Consider the following 18,265-nt stretch of genomic DNA (forward strand, 5'->3'; position numbering starts at 1 on the left):
TGTCCTTGTTTTTTCGTCTGCTGAATATTGGTTAAACGGAATTTTCAAATCACTACTTCAGTTGAAACTTAGCCGAAGCTTTTCAAACAGTTCTTTCTGGGCAGGGGTTAGCTTATCCGGAATTGAAACCTGAAGTTGAACCAGTAGGTCCCCCTTTTGTCCGGGCTTGCCATAAACCGGCATTCCCTTGCCCTTTACCCGCAGCACTTTGTCATTTTTTGTTCCGGCCGGAATTTTGATTTTAATTTTGCCGTCCATGGTATTAACCTGAACTTCGCCGCCGAGCACAGCATCAAACAGGTTGATTTGCTGACGCGTTTTTAAGTCATTGCCTACCCGCTCAAAGCTGGGATGTGGCAATAGCTGCACGGTTACCATCAAGTCGCCCTGATTGCTTTTGTCACTTCCTTTTCCGCCTTTCCCTTTTATGCGCAGTACTTGCCCATCGTAGGCTCCGGGTTTAATTTTTAACCTGATTTTTTCATCCTGTAGCTGAATGAGTTTGCTGGTGCCATGAAAGGCTTCTTCCAGACTAAGTGACAGCTGTGCATTCAGGTTTTGCCCTCTGAAATTAAAATTACTTTCTGATCTGCCAGATGGTCTGCCTTGACCAAAAAAAGCTTCGAAAAAATCAGAAAAGCCAGATGAGCCAAAACCTCCGAAAACATCATTCAAATCCTCTTCCGAATAAAACGATTGGCCTTGCTGTCGGTAACCAGCAAATGGATTTTCGCTGCCATATGGTCCTGCTTGTCCATAGCGGTTCCAGTTTTCGCCCAGCTCATCGTATTTTTTGCGCTTGTCGGGTTTGCTGAGGACTTCGTGGGCTTCATTGATTTCCTTAAAGCGGTTCTCGGTTTCCTTATCCCCGGGATTTTTATCCGGATGATACTTGACTGCCAGCTTACGGTAGGCTTTTTTGATTTCAGCCTGTGAAGCATTCTTGTCAACCCCCAGTATTTTATAGTAATCTTTGTATTGCATTGTTTTTTGTTTGCGAATCAATAAAAAAAGGGTGTTCCCTGACGGAGCACCCCTTTAAACTGAAGACAGGTTCCGCCTTCCATTACTTAATTTCAATGTTTCTGGCTGGTTTCGGTTTCGCTTCTTCTTTCTTCGGAATCGCGATTTTTAAAATACCATTGGCATAGCTGGCCGTAATTTTTTCGCTTTCAGCTGACTGTGGAAGCGTAAATGAACGGCTAAACGATTGGTAGCTGAATTCACGCTGGGTAAACTGCTGGCCCTTTTTGGTTTCGCTGTCCACTTTTTTTTCTGAAGAAATGGTGAGCATGCTATTGTCCAGATCGATTTTGAAATCGTTCTTTTCAAAGCCCGGTGCAGCCATCTCAACTTCAAACCCATTGTCGTCCTCCTTGATATTTACGGAAGGAAGCGTCGTATTGGTATTTGAAAAGTTGCGGGTTGAGAAATTCATCCAGTCCCGGTCAAAAAAATCATTGAACAATTTTGGCCAGAGTGGTAAGTTTTCATGTTTTCTAATTCCATTCATAACAACCTCCGTTTTTAATCGTTAAACTTTATTTTTTAGTAATCCCCACAGGGAAAAGTTTATTTGTTCTGCGGAAACTGGTCCATGAAAAAGCGATTCTTCATGGAATCCATTTCCTGAAAAAGAGAGTCCATTCGCTTCATGTTGTTTTGAAACCGTTCGTAGAAAAAGTTTTTCTTGTAGAAATCGTATTGCAACAAGGAGTCCTGAAAAAAGAAATCGTTGAAATACGACCTGTCAGAGAACGGATACTGCAAATTGAAGCGATTTTTGAATTCACTCAAAATGCTGTCAGCCAGAAGGCTGTCTTGTTCAATACTGTTGTAAAACTGTGTATACGTTGAGTCGTACCGGATAAGGTTCCCGTTTTCATCGAATTGTCGGTTAACAACAATGTCGGTTTTGGGTGCTATCGAATCCAGTGATTCCGTTTGTTCCGAACGGGGTTGACCGGAACAACTGCTAAGCAAAAAGAGTAAAAGCGTTGTTGATAAGCCAATGTACTTCATAGTCTTCCTTGTTTTGTGGTTAGACAATTAAGTTGGCAACTGCAAGCTGTCTTTTTATGCGTTCCGTCGATCGTTCCTGGCCTAATTAAGACCAGTGAATGAGCTGTTTATTCAGGAGCGTCCAAACGTGCGGACGCTCCGTTAACAGAGATGAATCAATTTCTATTTAATTTCAATTTGCTTTGGTGGCTTGGGTTTTACTTCTTCCTTTTTCGGAATTTCTACACGCAAGATGCCGTTTTCATATTTAGCTACAATGCTGTCTGTTTTTACGGTGTCGGGCAAGGTAAATGTCCGGCAGAATGATTGGTAGCTAAATTCTCTGCGAGTAAATTGCTGGCCTTCCTTGGTTTCGTCTTCCACTTTCTTTTCCGAAGAGATGGTCAGCAAATTGTTGTTCAGATCAATTTTGAAATCTTTTTTATCAAAGCCCGGAACAGCTACTTCAACCTCAAACCCATCAAGGTCTTCTTTGATGTTGACTGCGGGTAGGGTTGTGTTGGTGTTTGAATAATTCCGGTTTGACCAATCGAATAAATTGTTGTCAAAAAAGCGGTCAAATAAATCCGGGTACTGATTCGAAAATGTTGGTAGTGCCATAATTTTATCCTCCATACTTTTTAGTTAGACATTTAATTTCAACTCGAAAAAATCAAAATAAGTGCCAGTGCATTTGGATGGACAATTTTTCAAGTTCAAGCTGTCATTTGTTCAGTGTCTTCACGCTTATAATTACGATTGCACTGGAAGAAAGATTCATGCATTGAATGTCAATATGGCAGTTTGTTAGCAGGAAAATGGCCATGATTTGCAGGCAAGGAGATTGCCTGTAAAAGGGAGAGGTGAATATGTTTACCTGAGCTTGCTTGCAGTAGACGTAAATCCCTGCAAACAAGCTCAGAATTTCTTTTTATGGGCTAGGCTGATTGTGCCTCGGAAGGACATCCTTCCTGGTACTCCGCAATAATTTTTCCAACCTGCTGCGGAGAAACCCGTCCATAGACTTTTTCGCCTACGGTAACTACGGGGGCTAGCCCGCAGGCGCCTACGCAACGCAGGCTGCTTAGTGAAAATTTACCGTCGGGGGAGGTTTCGCCAACTTCAATATTGAGCTGGCGTTTGAATTCGCTCAGCACCTGCTCAGCGCCACGCACGTAGCAGGCTGTTCCCATGCAAATAGAAATGGGGTGCTCGCCTTGGGGCAGCATGGTAAAAAACGAATAGAAAGTCACCACACCATATACTTTGGCGACTGACATGTTCAGTTCTTTGGCAATTACTTCCTGTACCTCAGCGGGCAAATAGCCCAGCTTGCTTTGCACCTGGTGCAGAACATTAATTAGTTCTCCTTCCTGGTTGTCAAACTGAACACAGATTTCCTTAATCTGGCTAATGGTCTTTTCGGAAAGTTTTATTTTTGGCATTGTCTTCTTTTTAATTCAGTTCTTTTTTGAATACTCGTAACACGAAACGCGATACTCAAGACTCGTTTCAACTTCTGTCAAAATACTCGGTGTGCAGCAGGTGATGTGCTTTTTCACTGAGCGGTTCACCCAGAAACTCATCGTACAGTTTTTTGATGTACGGATTTTCGTGCGATTTGCGAATGGTTTTGCTTTTATCTTCAGCGTAAATTGCTTTCTGGCGCTTTTTCAAAACCTCCACATCGCCATGATGATAAGGCTGGCCACCGCCGCCAATACAACCACCGGGGCAAGACATGATTTCAATGGCATGAAACTCGCTTTTGCCGGCTTTTATTTCTTCCAGCAACTTTCGGGCATTTCCCAGGCCGTGGGCAATCCCAATATTGATTGGTAAGCCGTCAAAGTCGATGGTTGCTTTCCGCAGCCCTTCCATGCCGCGCAATTCTTCAAAATCGAGGCGCTCCAATGTTTTGCCGGTTTGTACTTCGTAGGCCGTGCGCACGGCGGCTTCAATTACACCTCCGGTAGTTCCGAAAATAACACTGGCTCCGGTTGATTCACCCATTGGTTGATCAAATTCTTCATTGGGAAGAGCTTTAAAATCGATGTTGGCCAGGTTGATCAGCTGAGCCAGTTCACGTGTTGTTAGTGCATGATCGACATCCGGATTGCCATTTACGGCAAATTCATCGCGACTGCTTTCGTATTTTTTGGCCACGCAAGGCATGATGGAAACAACCACCAGGTCTTCGCGTTTTACCTTCATCTTATCGGCAAAATACGTTTTGGCAATGGCGCCAAACATTTGCTGGGGGGAGCGTGCTGTTGACGGAATGTCTTTCAGATCGGGAAACTGATGCTCGAAAAACTTCACCCAGGCCGGGCAGCACGAAGTCAGGATTGGCAACTTCACTTCCTGGTCACCGGCCAGGTATTTGTTGAGTCGTTCAAGCAATTCGGTTCCTTCTTCCATGATGGTCAGGTCGGCTGCAAAATCGGTGTCAAACACATAATCGAAGCCAAGTCGGCGTAAGGCTGCAGCCATTTTTCCGGTTACCAGGGTTCCGGCTTCCATGCCAAATTCTTCGCCCAGGGCGGCACGTACCGCCGGGGCAGTTTGTACAATCACCGTTTTGGTCGGGTCGGAGAGGGCACGAATCACGGCACCGGTTTCATCCACTTCGGTTAAGGCGCCTGTTGGGCAAACGGCCACACACTGTCCGCAATACGTACAGGAAGAGTGGTCGAGATTCATTTCAAAAGCAGGGGATACTACACAGTGAAAACCACGGTTGATGGTGGAAAGTACACCAACGGTTTGCACCTGGTTGCACATGGTTTCGCAGCGTCGGCAAAGGATGCACTTGTCCATCTCACGGATGATGGCCGGGCTGGTATCTTCGCGATAGTGTGATTGTTCGCCTTGGTAGTGAATTTCGCGAATGCCAAGATGATGAGCCAGATCCTGCAGGTCGCAGTTGCCTGATTTGGCGCATACCAGGCAATCGGCCGGGTGATCAGATAAAATCAGTTCAACAACGGTCCGGCGGGCGTTGATTGCCCGAATGGAGTGTGAGCTGATCTCCATGCCTTCTGCTACTTCGGTGCAGCAAGCAGGAGCCAGGTTTCGACGGCCCTTTACTTCGACCACGCACACCCGGCATCCACCGGGTTTGTTTTCAATGTTCATGTCGTGCAGGTTCATGTGGCAGAGCGTTGGAATGTCGATGCCAATACTTGAAGCTGCTTCTAAAATGGTAGTTCCTTTTTTGACGACCAAGGGTTTTTTATCGATGGTTAAATTGATCATTTCCAGCGTAGTTTTGAGGGTTAGGCAATTTTGATGGCATTAAACTTACATTTTTCGAAACAGGCTCCACATTTGATACACAGCGACTGATCAATGTAATGCGGACTGCGTTTTTCTCCGGAAATTGCGCCAACCGGACAAATTCGGAAGCATAACGTACAGCCGGTACATTTTTCATCATCAATCTGATATTGCAGCAATGCCTTACATTGCCCCGCCGGACAATGGCTATCATTGACATGTGCTTCATATTCATTCATGAAATTATCGAGGGTAGAAAGTACCGGGTTGGGAGAGGTTTGCCCCAGGCCACAAAGCGAAGTGTCTTTGATAACATGACTAAGCATGCGCAATTTGGTCAAATCTTCAGCAGTTCCTTTTCCTTCGGTAATTTTATCCAGAATTTCGTGTAGCCGTTTGTTGCCAATACGGCAAGGGGTGCATTTTCCGCAGGATTCATCGAGGGTGAACTCCAGGTAAAATTTGGCGATGGATACCATGCAGTCGTCCTCGTCCATTACAATCATACCCCCGGAGCCCATCATTGAGCCGGCAGCCAGTAAGTTGTCATAGTCGATAGGGGTATCCAGAAAATCTTTGGTCAGGCAGCCGCCCGATGGTCCCCCAGTTTGTACTGACTTAAATTCTTTGCCATTCTTAATGCCCCCGCCAATGTCGTAAATAACTTCGCGTAAAGTGGTTCCCATAGGCACTTCAATCAAGCCGACATTGTTGATTTTTCCAGCCAGGGCAAATACTTTGGTTCCTTTTGATTTCTCCGTACCAATGCTGCTAAACCAAGCAGCACCTTTATTGATGATGGGCGGAATATTGGCAAAGGTTTCAACATTGTTTACGTTGGTGGGTTTGCCCAGATAGCCTTCCTGCGATGGAAATGGCGGTTTAAAGGTTGGTTCGCCACGTTTCCCTTCCATGGAATGGATCAGGGCTGTTTCTTCGCCGCAAACAAAGGCTCCGGCTCCGTAGCGGATTTCAATGTCAAAACTGAACTCGGATCCCAGGATATTTTTGCCCAACAAGCCGTACTCGCGGGCTTGTTTAAGTGCTGTTTTCAGGCGTTCAATGGCCAGCGGATATTCCGCACGAATATACACCAGGCCTTTATCGGCCCCAATGCAATAGCCGCAAATGGCCATGGCTTCGATAACCGTGTGCGGGTCGCCCTCCAGGATGGAGCGGTCCATAAAGGCACCCGGATCCCCTTCGTCGGCATTGCAAACCACATACTTTTGGTTGTTTTCCACTTTTCGGGTAATGTCCCATTTCAGCCCGGTAGGAAAACCTCCGCCACCCCGACCGCGCAGGCCTGAGTCCATGATGGTTTGTATGGCTTGTTCGGGAGTCAGCTCTTCCAGGCATTTGCCCAAGGCTGCATAGCCTTCGTTGGCAATATATTCTTCAACGTTTTCAGGATTAATGAATCCACAGTTTCGTAAAGCAATGCGGACTTGTTTTTTGTAAAAGTCCATGTTTTTGCTTTCGGTAATGGGCATTTGAGTGTTGGGATCGGTGTAAAGCAATCGCTCCACTTTTCGCCCTTTGATTAGATGTTCTTCAATAATTTCCTTGGTGTCTCCAGGGCTTACTGAAACGTAAAAGGTGTTATCGGGTTGTATTTTTACAATTGGGCCTTGTTCGCAAAAACCAAAACATCCGGTATGAATTACCTGAACATCCTGTTCCAGCCCCATTTCTTCCAGTTGGGTTTGAAAATTTCGTCTGATTGGTCCGCTTTGAGAAGCTTTGCAGCCTGTTCCTCCGCAAACCAGCAAATGCATTTTATAGTTAGCCATTCCTTGCGTGGTTTTTATTCGTCAATGGTTTTATAACTTACCGGGATGATGCCATCAACCAGTTCATTTCGTTTGATGTGTTTGTCGATGATTTCCTGAGCCTTCTCTTTGTCTACATACCCATAAATAACAGGTTCCTGGCCAGGCATGGTCAGCTCAATGGTCGGTTCGGCATAGCAAAATCCCATACAACCGGTTTGGGTAACCAGGGCATCAATGCCTTGGTGGTCGAGCTCTTCAATGAAATGGTTCATGGTGTCTTTAGCTCCGGAAGCAATTCCACAGGTGGCCATCGAAACTTTAATTTGGATCAGATTCTCCGGATGGTCCCCTTTTTCTCTAAGTTTGATTTTAGATTGAACCTCCTCTTTTAATTTCTTGAGGTCGGCAAGTGACTTTACTTTTGACATTAGGTATCGTTTTTTTTGTTTTAAATCAGTAGGTTAATCGTCTCCTTTCTCAAATGTCCGACGATAAAGACAGATAAAATCTAATTTTTATCATTATTCGCTAATTTGAATTTGTTCTAAATTCTCATGAATCATTTCCAGCAGGAATTTTCGAATTGATGGTGTTGCAATGGGCATCCCATCCAATTCCTTTTTGATTTCCCGACTGTCAAATTCAAACTGCCCTTTGGGCGTTTGGTGGCTATAGTGTATTTCAGTGTTGTTTTCGTTGCTAAGCAAAATCAGTAAGCTTCCGGCAATATCGCCCAAGATGGGCCGGTCAATGTGTTTAAAGCCAAAGCTTACTTCAAGCTGTGTGCCTTTATTTTCATCCGAACGGAGTTGGAAATGCCCTCCGGTTTGTTCGGCATTGTGTTTGAGCAAGGGGAGCCCAAGACCAACTTTTCGGGTGGTTTGCGTAGTGAAAAACGGGTTTGTGGCCTGTTCAAGCTGGGCGGGGCTCATGCCGTGTCCGTCATCGTTGATCGTTATGGAATATTGGTCTTTGTCGGGTTGTTCTTGAACTTGAATTTCGATCAGGCTGGCATTGGCCCGAATGGAGTTTTGTGCGATATCGAGAATGTGTAAGGCGAGTTGGTTCATGATTCAATTTTTACAGATCGACCGTTTTTTTGATTTAAGGCCCAGCGGATCTCCTGAAAAGTAGGCTCGAACAAATAGAAGGAGGTGCATGCAGCGCCGATATCTTCCGGATAATGGGCATCCGAGGCGGTTATTAGGCTGGTGTCCGAGTGAATATCGTATTGTTTGCGTATTGTTTGTTCGTCGGCAAACCGGGTAATTTGCAAGCCGTCAACATGGAGGTCGGAGGGCAGGTAGCCCAGCTGGCTATAAAGGCTATTTATGGGCCGGTCGATGTGAGCCGGAATAAATAGGCCGTTGAGTTGGTGGGTGTATTGTTCAATGCTTTCCAGGTCAATCTGAAGCGGGCTTCCCAGGTAGTGTGGAAAGTACTGGGTGATTTGGTTTTTCCGGTTAAGCAAAACCTGGTGCCCATGGTACTCCGGACGGTTCGGGATTTCCGGCAGGTATTGATCCAGAAATCGTTGAAACTTGTCGCGGGTATAATCATCTTCAAACAGGCAGATGGCATGAATTTCTTCGCGGCTGTTGACTTCACATCCATTGATAACCATCAACCCAGTGCCTTCGGCATGTTTTTTTACCATGGCGCATTGGCGTGTTGAGTTGTGGTCGGTAATGGCCAAAATGTCGACCCCTTGTTCGATAGCCCGTTCAACAATTTTGTCCGGGCTCATCTCCAGGTCGGCACAAGGTGATAAAATGGTGTGGATATGTAAGTCGGCCCGAAACTTTTTCATCCTTTCTCTTTCAGCAACTCATATAATTTCCCGCTTAAATCAAAGGTTGAATCGGAAGAGGACAGCAAGGGGATTTGCTCCTCTTTGCTATGGGCAATCGTGCTTTGGTGGGGCTGCAGTCCTTTCACCAGGATGACTGCGGCCAGATCTTTTAGTGAGGCAATGGCCATCACGTTTTGATGTACCTGCAGGGTAATCCACACTTGATCTTCAAGGGCATTTCCCATAACATCACTAAGTAAGTCAGAGACATATGCTCCACTGATTTCGCGGTCAAGTCCTTTCTCGCCTGAAATCACTTGTAAATCCAATAGTTCTACTAATTCAGAAACCTTCATTTCTTCGTCCTCGTTTATTGCAGTCGGCTTGAAACCGTTTTTCTCCCCATTTCTTTTCAACGTTGCGCAAAGCCTTTTTGGTGTCAATTTTGCCTTCGTTTTCCCACATTTGCTGGAGGAAAATGCAGTCAGACATCTTGGCTTTGCCATTGACCATATCTTCGGCTAAGGCCTGACAGTTGGGTGCTCCGCATGCGCCACAGTCAATACCCGGCAAAAAGCAGATGATGCGTTGGGCACGGGCCATTTTTTCCAGGGCTCGTTTGCGGTCCTTGTCCAGGCTAAAGGCGGGTTTGGGGATAATGGTATCAGCGACTAACTTTTGTTTTAGTTGTTTCGATTCTTTAATAGCCGGTGAGTTTTGAAGTTTCCAGGCTGGCGGATAGCGCTTGGCACGTCGTTCCAGCCGTTCAACCGTCAAAAAACGGTTTCCGGTCATCATAATGCCCCCGGCGCAACTTTGGTCGCAGGCCCGGAGTTCCAGAAAATCAATATCCGGCACTTCTTCGTTTTCCAGGCGTTCCAGAAAGCGGATCACATTGTGAATACCATCAATGGCCATGCTACGTTCGCCAAAGTTTCTGGCTTCGCCACGTGTTAAGCTCCATAAAATGCCGTCCCGCGTCAGGTTTTGACGCCGCGCACTGGTATCTGCTGCTTCGCTGTCATCAATGGCTTTCATCACCCGGTTGTAGATTGCATCCATGTTGATGATGCCGTCCACGATGGATTCGGTTTCACCAACCGGGCTTTTCACCGAACTGATTTTGGCATTGCAGGGAGTCACATAAAATAAGCCGATCTCTTCTTCTTTGGCTCCTTGCTTTTTCAGTTCGCTGATGGCAAAATGCGCAACCAGGTCGTGGGGCGCTTTTCGCTTAATCAGGTTCTCCGTCAGCGATGGATAGCGAATCTGAATCAGCCGGACAATAGCCGGGCAAAAAGTTGATATGTGTGGCCGGTTATCGGGCGATTTTCGGCAGTATTCCTTAATCGAGGTTTTTAAAATCCCGATGGGCTGCTCGACCTCAAACACATGGGTGAATCCGATTTTGAGCAGTGCCGCGTAAATCTGGTCTTCGGTATATTTCTCCGGAAATTGTCCAATCATAACCGCAGGAAATAATACGACGCGGTATTTAAAAGACTGGATATTTTGCAAGTCATCCTGCTCAACATAGATTGCCTTGACGGGGCATGCCCGCATGCAATGACCACAATCCACACAGCGGTCAGCTCTGATTTCAGCCAGACCACCAGCCACCCGAATTGCTTCGGTGGGACAAACTTTCATGCAGTGCGTACAGCCCATGCACTTTTGTTCATCGATGGTTAATGCGTGATATCGTTTTGCCGGTGACATTAAAAGTAATTAATCATTTTAAGTGTTGTTCCACTGTTTACTGTTGACTCAATATAAAATTCGTCTGTGTTTTTCTTGATGTTTGGAAGTCCCATGCCGGCACCAAAGCCCATTTCTCTGACTTTTTTGCTGGCCGTAGAGTAACCTTCCTGCATGGCTAACTCAATATCCGGTATTCCCGGACCTTTATCAATGATTTCTGTCGTTATTTTGTCGGTTTCAATATCCACCAAAATCTGACCCTCAAAGGCATGAGCTACCACATTTACTTCGGCTTCATACAGGGCAATGACAATATTTCGAATGCATCGGGCCTCTATCCCCAGTTGTTTAAGCATCTTTTTTATTTCGCTGGCAGCATGCCCGGCGTTTGAAAAATTGCCTCCTTCTATGGTAAATTGAAGTTTCATTAATAAACCGGTTTTAAGCCTGCCTGGTATAAAATGCCACTGGCCTTGAACAAGGTGAAAGGCGACTCCAAAATGCAAAGGTTGTTTTCTTTGGCTAGAGCCAGCATGTCATCGTTTACCTTTTTATTGCGAACAAAAACAATGAACCGGATATCAGCCATTTCCGAAGTCCGGATTGTTTGCAGGTTACACATCCCGGTTATCAAAAGCAGGTTGTCTGTATCAAGGGTCAGAACATCGCTCATCAAATCGGAACTATAACCTCTTTCAATTTGGGCTGTTGAGAGTTCTTCGCCGCAAATAATTCGGGCGGACAATAGTTGGCAAATTTTACTGATCTGCATGGTGCTTAAATGGGTTTGTACAAATATGATTGAAAACTGTGAGATGGGAGTCAATTTTGAATGGAATATGCGCCCGGGGATTAAAATTTAGATTGAATTGAAATAAGGGCTGAAATTTGTAATTTCGTAGAACCAGTACCCAAAACCAAGTACCCAAAATCATGATTTACGACGACAATTCCTTACACACGGAAATGATTCAGCATCCTGACTTGCATCAAAAGATTATTGATGCTTTGCCGATTCCTATTTTTTACCGGAATATTCATGGCGTTTACATTGCCACCAACCGGGCACATGAGAATTTTATAGGCCTGAAAAAGGAGGAAGTGATTGGAAAGACGGTGTTTGACGTACAACCCCCTGATATTGCGGAGATGTATGCTCGTCGTGATCAGGAGTTGTTTGAAAATCAGCAGGGACAAAGCTATGAAACCAAGTTTCGTTTGTCTGATGGTTCCATACACGATGTAATTTTTAATAAAGCGGTCATTCGGAATGGCAACGATGAAATTATTGGTGTTGTGGGTTCCATTATGGATATTACTGACCGCAAAAAGGCCGAACGTAAGCTGGCAAAGGCCAAGGAAGCTTCCGTGATTGCCTCGGCCATGATTCATAAAATCCGGGCGGGAATTGTGATTGTTGACAGCGATTTTAAAGTCATCGATTCCAATGAAGGTTTTGCCCGCTTGTTTGGCGAAGAACTGGAGGAACTGTATGAAACCATTCCCGGCTTGCAAGGAGCGGATTTGAAAGAGTTGATTCCGGAAGTGATATTTAAAATGTTTGCAACCCTGATGGCTTCGGGCGAAAACATGGTTGAGCGCGATTTAAAGGTTCAGAATCGCCTGTTGCATATTTCGGTCATCACCATCTATAAAAACCGGGTTGTTGGGGCACTCATTCGCGATATGTCGGCTCCCTCGTTAGTGCGTGAAGAAATTATCAGCCGGGCCCGGCAGGTGAATAAGCAAAACCTGGAAACGGTTCGTCAAATTGCTTTTCTGTTGGGCGAAAATGCCTCCCAAACCGAAATCATGCTGAATTCAATCATTGAGTCCTATAAATACGAGGAGGATAACTGATGGCTGATTACCACTTTGATGTGCACATGCAACAAAAGCTCCCGAAAGGTGAAGTGGTGTGTGGCGATGTATTTCTAACGCGCCGGATCAAGGAAGAAGGCCGCGTAATCCTGGTGTTGTCCGATGGAATTGGGCATGGTGTAAAAGCCAACGTACTCGGAACTTTAACAGCGTCCATGGCGCTGAATTACTCCTCGCTACACACACAACCCGATGTGGCCGCCAAAGTATTTATGCGTGCTTTGCCCCGCAGCAGCGACGGACAGGAAAGTTATGCCACGTTCACCATCATTGAAATTGAAGTGGACGGCATGGTTCGCATTGTTAATTACGACAACCCGCAAACCATCATTTTGCGGCATGGGAAACCTTATGTTCCCAACGAGATTGAGGTGAATATTCGCGGAGAAGAAAATGTGGGTAAAATTCTTCGCATCCGGGAATTTAATCCGATCCAGGGAGACCGGATTGTTTTTATGACTGATGGCGTGGAGCAAAGTGGTTTGGGAGGAAAGCGTTATCCGATGGGCTGGGGGCTTGAACAGGTGTGTAGCTTTGCTGAAAAACAGCTGGCTCGGGAACCGGGAATTTCCGCCACCCGACTGGCGCGAAAAATTCTGAACCAGGCAGCCATGAATGATGGTTTTGAACTGAAGGACGACACGAGTTGCGGCATTGTTCATTTCAGGCAACCGAGGGAGTTTATGCTGATTACCGGTCCGCCTTTCTATAAAATAAAGGACACGGATTTTGTCAAGCGGGTTATTGAGTTTCCCGGTAAAAAGATCATTTGTGGAGGAACAACGGCTGAGATTATTGCCCGTGAACTCGACCTGGAAGTCAACATTCAGCATCGTTATGGCTACGAGGAAGCTGGGATTCCGCCTGCAGCAGAAATGAAGGGCTTTGAAATGGTTACCGAAGGAATTTTAACCATGGGGAAGGTGGAAGAGATTCTGGAGGCCTACTCGCGCGAAGACCGTCTGGGAACAAGTCCGCCGGAGGAAGTCGCCAAACTACTGCTGGAGCATGATAACATTCACATCATTGTTGGCACACGCATCAACTGGGCACATCAGGACCCGGATCAGCCCGTGGAGCTGGAAATACGTAAATTTGTGGTTAAACGAATTGCCCGTTTGCTGGAAGAGCGTTTCCTGAAGAACGTGACTGTTGAGCTGGTTTAATTCTGTTATTTTTTAGATAAAAACATATTGTATTGCCGTTACCGGAACTTCGTGGGCTTTTGCCCGGAGTGGAACGGCATTTCATTTTTGAATAAGAACTGAATGACTTTCAATACAGAACTCAAAGAACAATTGCTGAAGCAGCTGAATGACTTGTTGGATGAACGTATCGGCGCGAGCTTAAAAGCCATAGAATCGGCTAAGGAAGCGCGGGATAATGATACGAAAAGCAGTGCCGGCGACAAATACGAAACCGGCCGGGCCATGATGCAAATGGAACTGGACAAACACCAGGCGCAGTTGAGTAAAAACCGGGCTCTGAAAAATGAGCTGTCAAAAATTAATCCGTCAGTTGCTATGCAGGAAGCTGCGTTAGGAAGCCTGCTTGTTTGTAATCAGGGCCATTATTTGCTGTCGGTAGCCATGGGGAAAATCCGGATTGGGCAAACCGATGTTTATTGCTTATCCATGCTGTCGCCTTTGGGGCAGGCACTGCGCGGTAAAAAGGCTGGCGATGAACTTGATTTTAATGGCCAGCTCATTCAGGTTAAATCAATTGTTTAATTGCGCACACTTTATTGTCGGTATGCCGGTGATCAAAGGAAATGAATTACCTTTGCCGGATGTTAAAAAATCAGGAAAATATTCTGGAAAAGTTAGGCATTGAGCAACTGAATGCCATGCAGCAGGAGGCCCAGGAGGCTATTCAGTCAAGCGCTGAAGTGGTATTGCTGTCACCTACCGGAACCGGAAAAACGCTGGCCTTTTTGTTGCCGGTGCTTGCCGAATTGGATCGTGATTGTCAGGAAGTGCAATGTGTGATTATTGCGCCATCGCGCGAACTGGCTATTCAAATTGAACAGGTGGCCCGCGAAATGGGGGCAGGCTTTAAGACCAATGCGGTTTATGGCGGTACGTCATTTTCGAAAGACAGGCTGGAGTTGAAACACCGTCCGGCTTTATTGATTGGGACGCCCGGCAGAATCGCGGATCATTTTCGGCGCGAAACCTTTCCAACGCACACCATAAAAACCTTGGTGCTCGATGAATTTGACAAGTCGCTGGAGATTGGATTTGAAGGGGAGATGAAACAGATTCTGGCTGCTCTGCCTGATCTTCAGAAGAAAATATTAACCTCGGCAACCCAAAAAAGAGAGGTTCCTTCGTTTGTGAGACTGAAGAAGCCCCGAATAATCAATAACCTGAAGGAGCAAGGTTCGCAGTTGAAGATCAAGCGGATTCTTTCCCCTGAAAAAGACAAGCTGGAAACCTTGGTTGAGGCGCTTTGCCATATTGGCAACCAGCCCGGAATTATTTTCTGCAACTTTAAAGATACCATTCAGCGGGTGAGTGCTTTTCTGACAGAAAAGCAAATTAGTCACGGTTGCTTTTATGGAGGGATGGAACAGGTGGATCGCGAACGGGCCTTGATTCAGTTTCGGAATGGCTCGCACCAGCTTCTGATTGCTACCGACCTGGCGGCGCGTGGACTCGATATTCCGGAGATCAAATTTATTATTCATTACCAGCTTCCGGGGCGGAAGGATGAATTTACGCATCGTAACGGGCGTACTGCGCGCATGTTTAACGATGGAACGGCCTACGTGTTGCAGTGGGAAGAAGAAAATTTGCCCGACTACATGGGGGCTTTAGGGATTGAACGGCTTCAGGAAGCACCACTTCCGGAGAGTTCTGCCTGGACCACCTTATTTATTTCCGGCGGACGAAAAGATAAGATATCGAAAGCTGATATTGCCGGTTTTTTCTTTAAACAAGGGAAGCTGAACAAAGATGAATTGGGCGTGATTGAGCTGAAGCAGGACTGTGCTTTTGTAGGCGTACATGCTGCAAAGGCAGACCAATTGGTAGAAATGCTTGACAAACTTCGCTTAAAAAACAAAAAGGTACGGGTGAGTTTGGCAAACTAAGGCAATCACCTTTGCCTGTAAGAATTCGGGCCTCGTAGCGTGAATAGAAAAACCAAAAGGCTTTAAACAATCGTTTAAAGCCTTTTGGTTTTATGCGTTTATTCCGATTTAAACCATCGGGTATTTCTTAAAAACTTCTTCTGATTTCATTAAGATCTCAACATACTGAGCCCGTTGGTAAGCAAAGGGATCTTTCAGGTTTTTCCGCGATAATTTTCCACGAAAATCATCCAGCGATTTGTAGCCTTTGTGATCCATCCAGTCGGCCAATTCGCGGAGTACCTTAGCTACAAACGGAGGTTGGTTACGATAGATGGCAGAAACAACCTGAACGACATCGGCCCCGGCAAGCAACATTTTAATGACATCCTTGGTGTCTGAAATTCCACGGCTGGCACATACGCTGGCGTCAATGTTGCCATACAGCAAACCGGCATACCGCAGCGCAAGCTGGTGATCTTTTTCATGACTCAACTCCCAGGGATAGTAGAAAAGCTCTTGTTCAATATCGATTTCCGGCTGGAAAAAGCGGTTGAAAAGCACATAGCCGTCAACACCCACTTCGTCCAGTTTTTTGATGAAGTTTAAGGTATTGGTATAAAATGGACTGAGTTTTACGCTAACCGGAATCTGAACGGCTTTTTTGATGCTTTTAACAATCTGAATTTGTTTGTCTTCAATGCTGTTGCCGCTGGTTTCAAAATAGCCCGGCGTAGCATACAGGTTCACTTCCAGGGCATCAATGCCTGTTTGCTCCAATTCTTTGGCATACTCAACCCACGAAACTTCATAGATGGCATTCAAACTTCCGATTACAGGAACCGAAGTATTCTTTTTCAAGGTTTTCAGATTGAAAAGATGCTCTTTCGGGCCGGCATGTTCCAGGTCCGGAAAAATGCTGGTCATTTCAGCATGACGCTCTTCGTATTCGTGCAGTTCATCTTCAAGTTGAAGCGATTCCAGTTGGATTTGTTCTTCGAAGAGCGACTTGTACACAATGGCCCCGATGCCTGCTTCTTCGAGCTGTTTAATCACTGCTGGTTTATTCACCAGGTTACTGGCACCTAAGATTATCGGGTTCTTTAGCTTTAGCCCCATGTAGGTGGTTGATAGATCTGCCATAATATTGATTTTACAGGTTATTTTCTGTTACTTAAACTATGGAAGTTCTGCTTTTGTTCAAAGCCAAAAGCACAAAGATGAACAAGTGTTTGAAAATCTTTACGACAGAGTCTGAGCGGAAGTTACTGGCTTCCCGAAGTATCTGATTTAAGGTTTCGACGTATTTTAGCCGCCAGGCTGGTGGCATCAGGCTATGACACCCGAACCAAGCAACTCTTTGCCATCATACCAGGCAGCAAATTGCCCGGCTGTAATGCCACGCTGTTCGTCATCGAACAACAGGTACAAGCCTTCTTCGCGCTGATAGAGCGTTGCTTTTTCAAGCGGTTGGCGGTAGCGGATACGCACATCGTAGCGTCGGCTTTCTCCAACAGCCATTTTCAAGTCTTCCCGAATCCAGTGGGTTTCCGCTTCTGAAATGAACAGTCCCGGACGGTACAGTCCCGGGTGGTCAGTTCCTTCACCTACATAAATAATGTTGCGGTTGACATCGGTTCCCAGCACAAACAGGGGTTGTTCGTGGCCGCCAATGTTCAGCCCCTTGCGCTGACCAACAGTATAGAAATGCGCGCCACGGTGTTCGCCAATTACTTTACCATTCCAGGGTTTGTAAGGGTAGGCAAAACACAGTTTTTTGAAATTATCGGGAGTCTTTTCTACCGCCTTTTTCTTCGCCATGAATTCGGCCGGCACTTCAATCACATTACCGGTTTTGGGCTCCAGTTGTTGTTGCAGGAAGGTAGGCAAGTCCACTTTCCCCACAAAGCAAATACCCTGAGAGTCCTTACGGGTTGCTGTTGGCAGTTCCTGCTCGGCGGCAATTTTACGAACCTCGGGCTTGTCCAGATGCCCAATGGGAAACAGCGCTTTGCTGAGTTGTTTCTGGCTGAGCTGACACAGGAAATAACTTTGGTCCTTGTTGTTGTCTTCGCCCGCCAGCAACTGGAAAATGGGCTGGCCGTCTTTTTCCACTTCCCCTTTCTGACAATAATGCCCGGTAGCCACATAGTCGGCATCAAATTTCAGGCATTCATCCATGAAAATATCAAACTTGATTTCGCGGTTGCAAAGCACATCGGGGTTGGGGGTGCGGCCTTTGCTGTATTCGTCAAACATGTAGTCGACAACCCGTTTTTTATAATCCTTGCTGAGGTCGACAATATGAAAGGGCATGTCCAGTTTCTTGGCTACCATTTCGGCAATCATAGCATCGTCTTCCCAGGAGCAACTGCCCGTTAAGGTGCCTGTACGGTCGTGCCAGTTCACCATAAATAAAGCGATCACCTCGTATCCTTGTTGTTTCAGCAAATAGGCTGCAACACTTGAATCTACTCCTCCTGAAAGTCCAATAACTACCCTTTTCATCTTTTGCATCAATTGAGCGACAAAAGTAGAACGAAATTTGGAAATAGGCAATTCGGTGGAAAGAAGACCGTGATATTTAAGATGCGGGGTGATCTTTTGTTAAGATAGGGCATGAGAGTGTTCAATAAACTGTGTCATGTAAACAAAAATGAATGTTTTAAAATTTACATGATATGGTAAAAGAAAAGTTTGATTACGAGAAGTTCAAAAAAGAGGCGCTTGAAGGGCTTAAGTCCGGCAAAGGGATGAGTGGTC

Annotated in this window: 20 protein-coding genes; 4 read left to right on the forward strand and 16 right to left on the reverse strand. The window is 45.8% G+C overall.

Features of this window, described 5'->3' with window-relative positions:
* Nucleotides 1-57: 57 nt before the first annotated feature.
* From ACRD6K_RS08560 to ACRD6K_RS08625, 14 genes are all read right to left on the reverse strand, one after another.
* Nucleotides 58-984: a DnaJ C-terminal domain-containing protein gene (locus ACRD6K_RS08560; protein WP_430972918.1), complete on the reverse strand. Its 927-nt coding sequence runs from the start codon at nt 982-984 to the stop codon at nt 58-60.
* 82 nt (nt 985-1,066) lie between these two features.
* Nucleotides 1,067-1,513 carry an Hsp20/alpha crystallin family protein gene (locus ACRD6K_RS08565; protein WP_430972919.1) on the reverse strand — a complete coding sequence of 149 codons (447 nt, stop codon included), beginning with the start codon at nt 1,511-1,513 and terminating at the stop codon, nt 1,067-1,069.
* Between the two features lie 59 nt (nt 1,514-1,572).
* Complete coding sequence (locus ACRD6K_RS08570; protein WP_430972920.1) at nt 1,573-2,022, reverse strand: hypothetical protein; 450 nt, start codon at nt 2,020-2,022, stop codon at nt 1,573-1,575.
* A 162-nt stretch (nt 2,023-2,184) separates the two neighbouring features.
* Nucleotides 2,185-2,637, reverse strand: coding sequence for an Hsp20/alpha crystallin family protein (locus ACRD6K_RS08575; protein WP_430972921.1), 453 nt, complete (start codon nt 2,635-2,637; stop codon nt 2,185-2,187).
* A gap of 302 nt (nt 2,638-2,939) precedes the next feature.
* Nucleotides 2,940-3,446 (reverse strand): NADH-quinone oxidoreductase subunit NuoE, encoded by a 507-nt coding sequence (gene nuoE / locus ACRD6K_RS08580; RefSeq protein WP_430972922.1) that lies wholly within the window; start codon nt 3,444-3,446, stop codon nt 2,940-2,942.
* A 67-nt stretch (nt 3,447-3,513) separates the two neighbouring features.
* On the reverse strand, nt 3,514-5,259 hold the full coding sequence (locus tag ACRD6K_RS08585; RefSeq protein ID WP_430972923.1) for an NADH-dependent [FeFe] hydrogenase, group A6: 1,746 nt from the start codon (nt 5,257-5,259) through the stop codon (nt 3,514-3,516).
* Between the two features lie 20 nt (nt 5,260-5,279).
* On the reverse strand, nt 5,280-7,073 hold the full coding sequence (locus tag ACRD6K_RS08590) for an NADH-quinone oxidoreductase subunit NuoF (RefSeq protein ID WP_299577127.1): 1,794 nt from the start codon (nt 7,071-7,073) through the stop codon (nt 5,280-5,282).
* A gap of 14 nt (nt 7,074-7,087) precedes the next feature.
* Nucleotides 7,088-7,483 (reverse strand): (2Fe-2S) ferredoxin domain-containing protein, encoded by a 396-nt coding sequence (locus tag ACRD6K_RS08595; protein ID WP_430972924.1) that lies wholly within the window; start codon nt 7,481-7,483, stop codon nt 7,088-7,090.
* A gap of 93 nt (nt 7,484-7,576) precedes the next feature.
* Nucleotides 7,577-8,125: an ATP-binding protein gene (locus ACRD6K_RS08600; protein WP_430972925.1), complete on the reverse strand. Its 549-nt coding sequence runs from the start codon at nt 8,123-8,125 to the stop codon at nt 7,577-7,579.
* A complete protein-coding gene (locus tag ACRD6K_RS08605) occupies nt 8,122-8,865 on the reverse strand; it encodes a PHP domain-containing protein (protein WP_430972926.1) in 744 nt (247 codons plus the stop codon). Before ACRD6K_RS08605 ends, ACRD6K_RS08600 begins: the two co-directional genes overlap by 4 nt.
* Nucleotides 8,862-9,203, reverse strand: a complete 342-nt coding sequence (locus ACRD6K_RS08610; protein WP_299577136.1) for a DRTGG domain-containing protein — start codon at nt 9,201-9,203, stop codon at nt 8,862-8,864. Before ACRD6K_RS08610 ends, ACRD6K_RS08605 begins: the two co-directional genes overlap by 4 nt.
* Nucleotides 9,190-10,566 (reverse strand): [Fe-Fe] hydrogenase large subunit C-terminal domain-containing protein, encoded by a 1,377-nt coding sequence (locus ACRD6K_RS08615; RefSeq protein ID WP_430972927.1) that lies wholly within the window; start codon nt 10,564-10,566, stop codon nt 9,190-9,192. Before ACRD6K_RS08615 ends, ACRD6K_RS08610 begins: the two co-directional genes overlap by 14 nt.
* Nucleotides 10,566-10,976: an ATP-binding protein gene (locus ACRD6K_RS08620; RefSeq protein ID WP_430972928.1), complete on the reverse strand. Its 411-nt coding sequence runs from the start codon at nt 10,974-10,976 to the stop codon at nt 10,566-10,568. Before ACRD6K_RS08620 ends, ACRD6K_RS08615 begins: the two co-directional genes overlap by 1 nt.
* Entirely contained in the window at nt 10,976-11,320 is a 345-nt protein-coding gene (locus ACRD6K_RS08625; RefSeq protein WP_299577142.1) for a hypothetical protein, read from the reverse strand. The genes ACRD6K_RS08620 and ACRD6K_RS08625 overlap by 1 nt, the downstream gene beginning before the upstream one ends.
* A gap of 161 nt (nt 11,321-11,481) precedes the next feature.
* Here ACRD6K_RS08625 and ACRD6K_RS08630 point away from each other — a divergent pair, with 161 nt between their 5' ends.
* The 4 genes from ACRD6K_RS08630 (at nt 11,482) to ACRD6K_RS08645 (ending at nt 15,523) form a co-directional block, all read left to right on the forward strand.
* Nucleotides 11,482-12,408: a PAS domain-containing protein gene (locus tag ACRD6K_RS08630; RefSeq protein ID WP_299577144.1), complete on the forward strand. Its 927-nt coding sequence runs from the start codon at nt 11,482-11,484 to the stop codon at nt 12,406-12,408.
* Nucleotides 12,408-13,595, forward strand: a complete 1,188-nt coding sequence (locus tag ACRD6K_RS08635; protein WP_430972929.1) for a SpoIIE family protein phosphatase — start codon at nt 12,408-12,410, stop codon at nt 13,593-13,595. Before ACRD6K_RS08630 ends, ACRD6K_RS08635 begins: the two co-directional genes overlap by 1 nt.
* 102 nt (nt 13,596-13,697) lie before the next feature.
* Complete coding sequence (locus tag ACRD6K_RS08640) at nt 13,698-14,159, forward strand: hypothetical protein (protein ID WP_430972930.1); 462 nt, start codon at nt 13,698-13,700, stop codon at nt 14,157-14,159.
* Nucleotides 14,160-14,200: 41 nt separating this feature from the next.
* Nucleotides 14,201-15,523 (forward strand): DEAD/DEAH box helicase, encoded by a 1,323-nt coding sequence (locus tag ACRD6K_RS08645; RefSeq protein WP_299577149.1) that lies wholly within the window; start codon nt 14,201-14,203, stop codon nt 15,521-15,523.
* A gap of 108 nt (nt 15,524-15,631) precedes the next feature.
* On the opposite strand, the gene ACRD6K_RS08650 is transcribed toward ACRD6K_RS08645, so the two are convergent.
* Nucleotides 15,632-16,645: a dihydroorotate dehydrogenase-like protein gene (locus ACRD6K_RS08650; RefSeq protein WP_299577151.1), complete on the reverse strand. Its 1,014-nt coding sequence runs from the start codon at nt 16,643-16,645 to the stop codon at nt 15,632-15,634.
* Between the two features lie 186 nt (nt 16,646-16,831).
* On the reverse strand, nt 16,832-18,019 hold the full coding sequence (mnmA, locus tag ACRD6K_RS08655) for a tRNA 2-thiouridine(34) synthase MnmA (protein ID WP_430972932.1): 1,188 nt from the start codon (nt 18,017-18,019) through the stop codon (nt 16,832-16,834).
* Between the last annotated feature and the right edge of the window lie 246 nt (nt 18,020-18,265).

Source organism: Sunxiuqinia rutila (assembly GCF_050589705.1).
GTDB classification, from domain to species: domain Bacteria; phylum Bacteroidota; class Bacteroidia; order Bacteroidales; family Prolixibacteraceae; genus Sunxiuqinia; species Sunxiuqinia rutila.

Coding starts and splice junctions, on each gene's coding strand:
- mnmA (WP_430972932.1), bottom strand. CDS start 18,019: ATGCAAAAGATGAAAAGGGTAGTTATTGGACTTTCAGGAGGAGTAGAT.
- nuoE (WP_430972922.1), bottom strand. CDS start 3,446: ATGCCAAAAATAAAACTTTCCGAAAAGACCATTAGCCAGATTAAGGAA.
- ACRD6K_RS08600 (WP_430972925.1), bottom strand. CDS start 8,125: ATGAACCAACTCGCCTTACACATTCTCGATATCGCACAAAACTCCATT.
- ACRD6K_RS08615 (WP_430972927.1), bottom strand. CDS start 10,566: ATGTCACCGGCAAAACGATATCACGCATTAACCATCGATGAACAAAAG.
- ACRD6K_RS08630 (WP_299577144.1), top strand. CDS start 11,482: ATGATTTACGACGACAATTCCTTACACACGGAAATGATTCAGCATCCT.
- ACRD6K_RS08610 (WP_299577136.1), bottom strand. CDS start 9,203: ATGAAGGTTTCTGAATTAGTAGAACTATTGGATTTACAAGTGATTTCA.
- ACRD6K_RS08640 (WP_430972930.1), top strand. CDS start 13,698: ATGACTTTCAATACAGAACTCAAAGAACAATTGCTGAAGCAGCTGAAT.
- ACRD6K_RS08645 (WP_299577149.1), top strand. CDS start 14,201: ATGAATTACCTTTGCCGGATGTTAAAAAATCAGGAAAATATTCTGGAA.
- ACRD6K_RS08650 (WP_299577151.1), bottom strand. CDS start 16,645: ATGGCAGATCTATCAACCACCTACATGGGGCTAAAGCTAAAGAACCCG.
- ACRD6K_RS08605 (WP_430972926.1), bottom strand. CDS start 8,865: ATGAAAAAGTTTCGGGCCGACTTACATATCCACACCATTTTATCACCT.
- ACRD6K_RS08620 (WP_430972928.1), bottom strand. CDS start 10,976: ATGAAACTTCAATTTACCATAGAAGGAGGCAATTTTTCAAACGCCGGG.
- ACRD6K_RS08635 (WP_430972929.1), top strand. CDS start 12,408: ATGGCTGATTACCACTTTGATGTGCACATGCAACAAAAGCTCCCGAAA.
- ACRD6K_RS08585 (WP_430972923.1), bottom strand. CDS start 5,259: ATGATCAATTTAACCATCGATAAAAAACCCTTGGTCGTCAAAAAAGGA.
- ACRD6K_RS08570 (WP_430972920.1), bottom strand. CDS start 2,022: ATGAAGTACATTGGCTTATCAACAACGCTTTTACTCTTTTTGCTTAGC.
- ACRD6K_RS08595 (WP_430972924.1), bottom strand. CDS start 7,483: ATGTCAAAAGTAAAGTCACTTGCCGACCTCAAGAAATTAAAAGAGGAG.
- ACRD6K_RS08565 (WP_430972919.1), bottom strand. CDS start 1,513: ATGAATGGAATTAGAAAACATGAAAACTTACCACTCTGGCCAAAATTG.
- ACRD6K_RS08575 (WP_430972921.1), bottom strand. CDS start 2,637: ATGGAGGATAAAATTATGGCACTACCAACATTTTCGAATCAGTACCCG.
- ACRD6K_RS08625 (WP_299577142.1), bottom strand. CDS start 11,320: ATGCAGATCAGTAAAATTTGCCAACTATTGTCCGCCCGAATTATTTGC.
- ACRD6K_RS08590 (WP_299577127.1), bottom strand. CDS start 7,073: ATGGCTAACTATAAAATGCATTTGCTGGTTTGCGGAGGAACAGGCTGC.
- ACRD6K_RS08560 (WP_430972918.1), bottom strand. CDS start 984: ATGCAATACAAAGATTACTATAAAATACTGGGGGTTGACAAGAATGCT.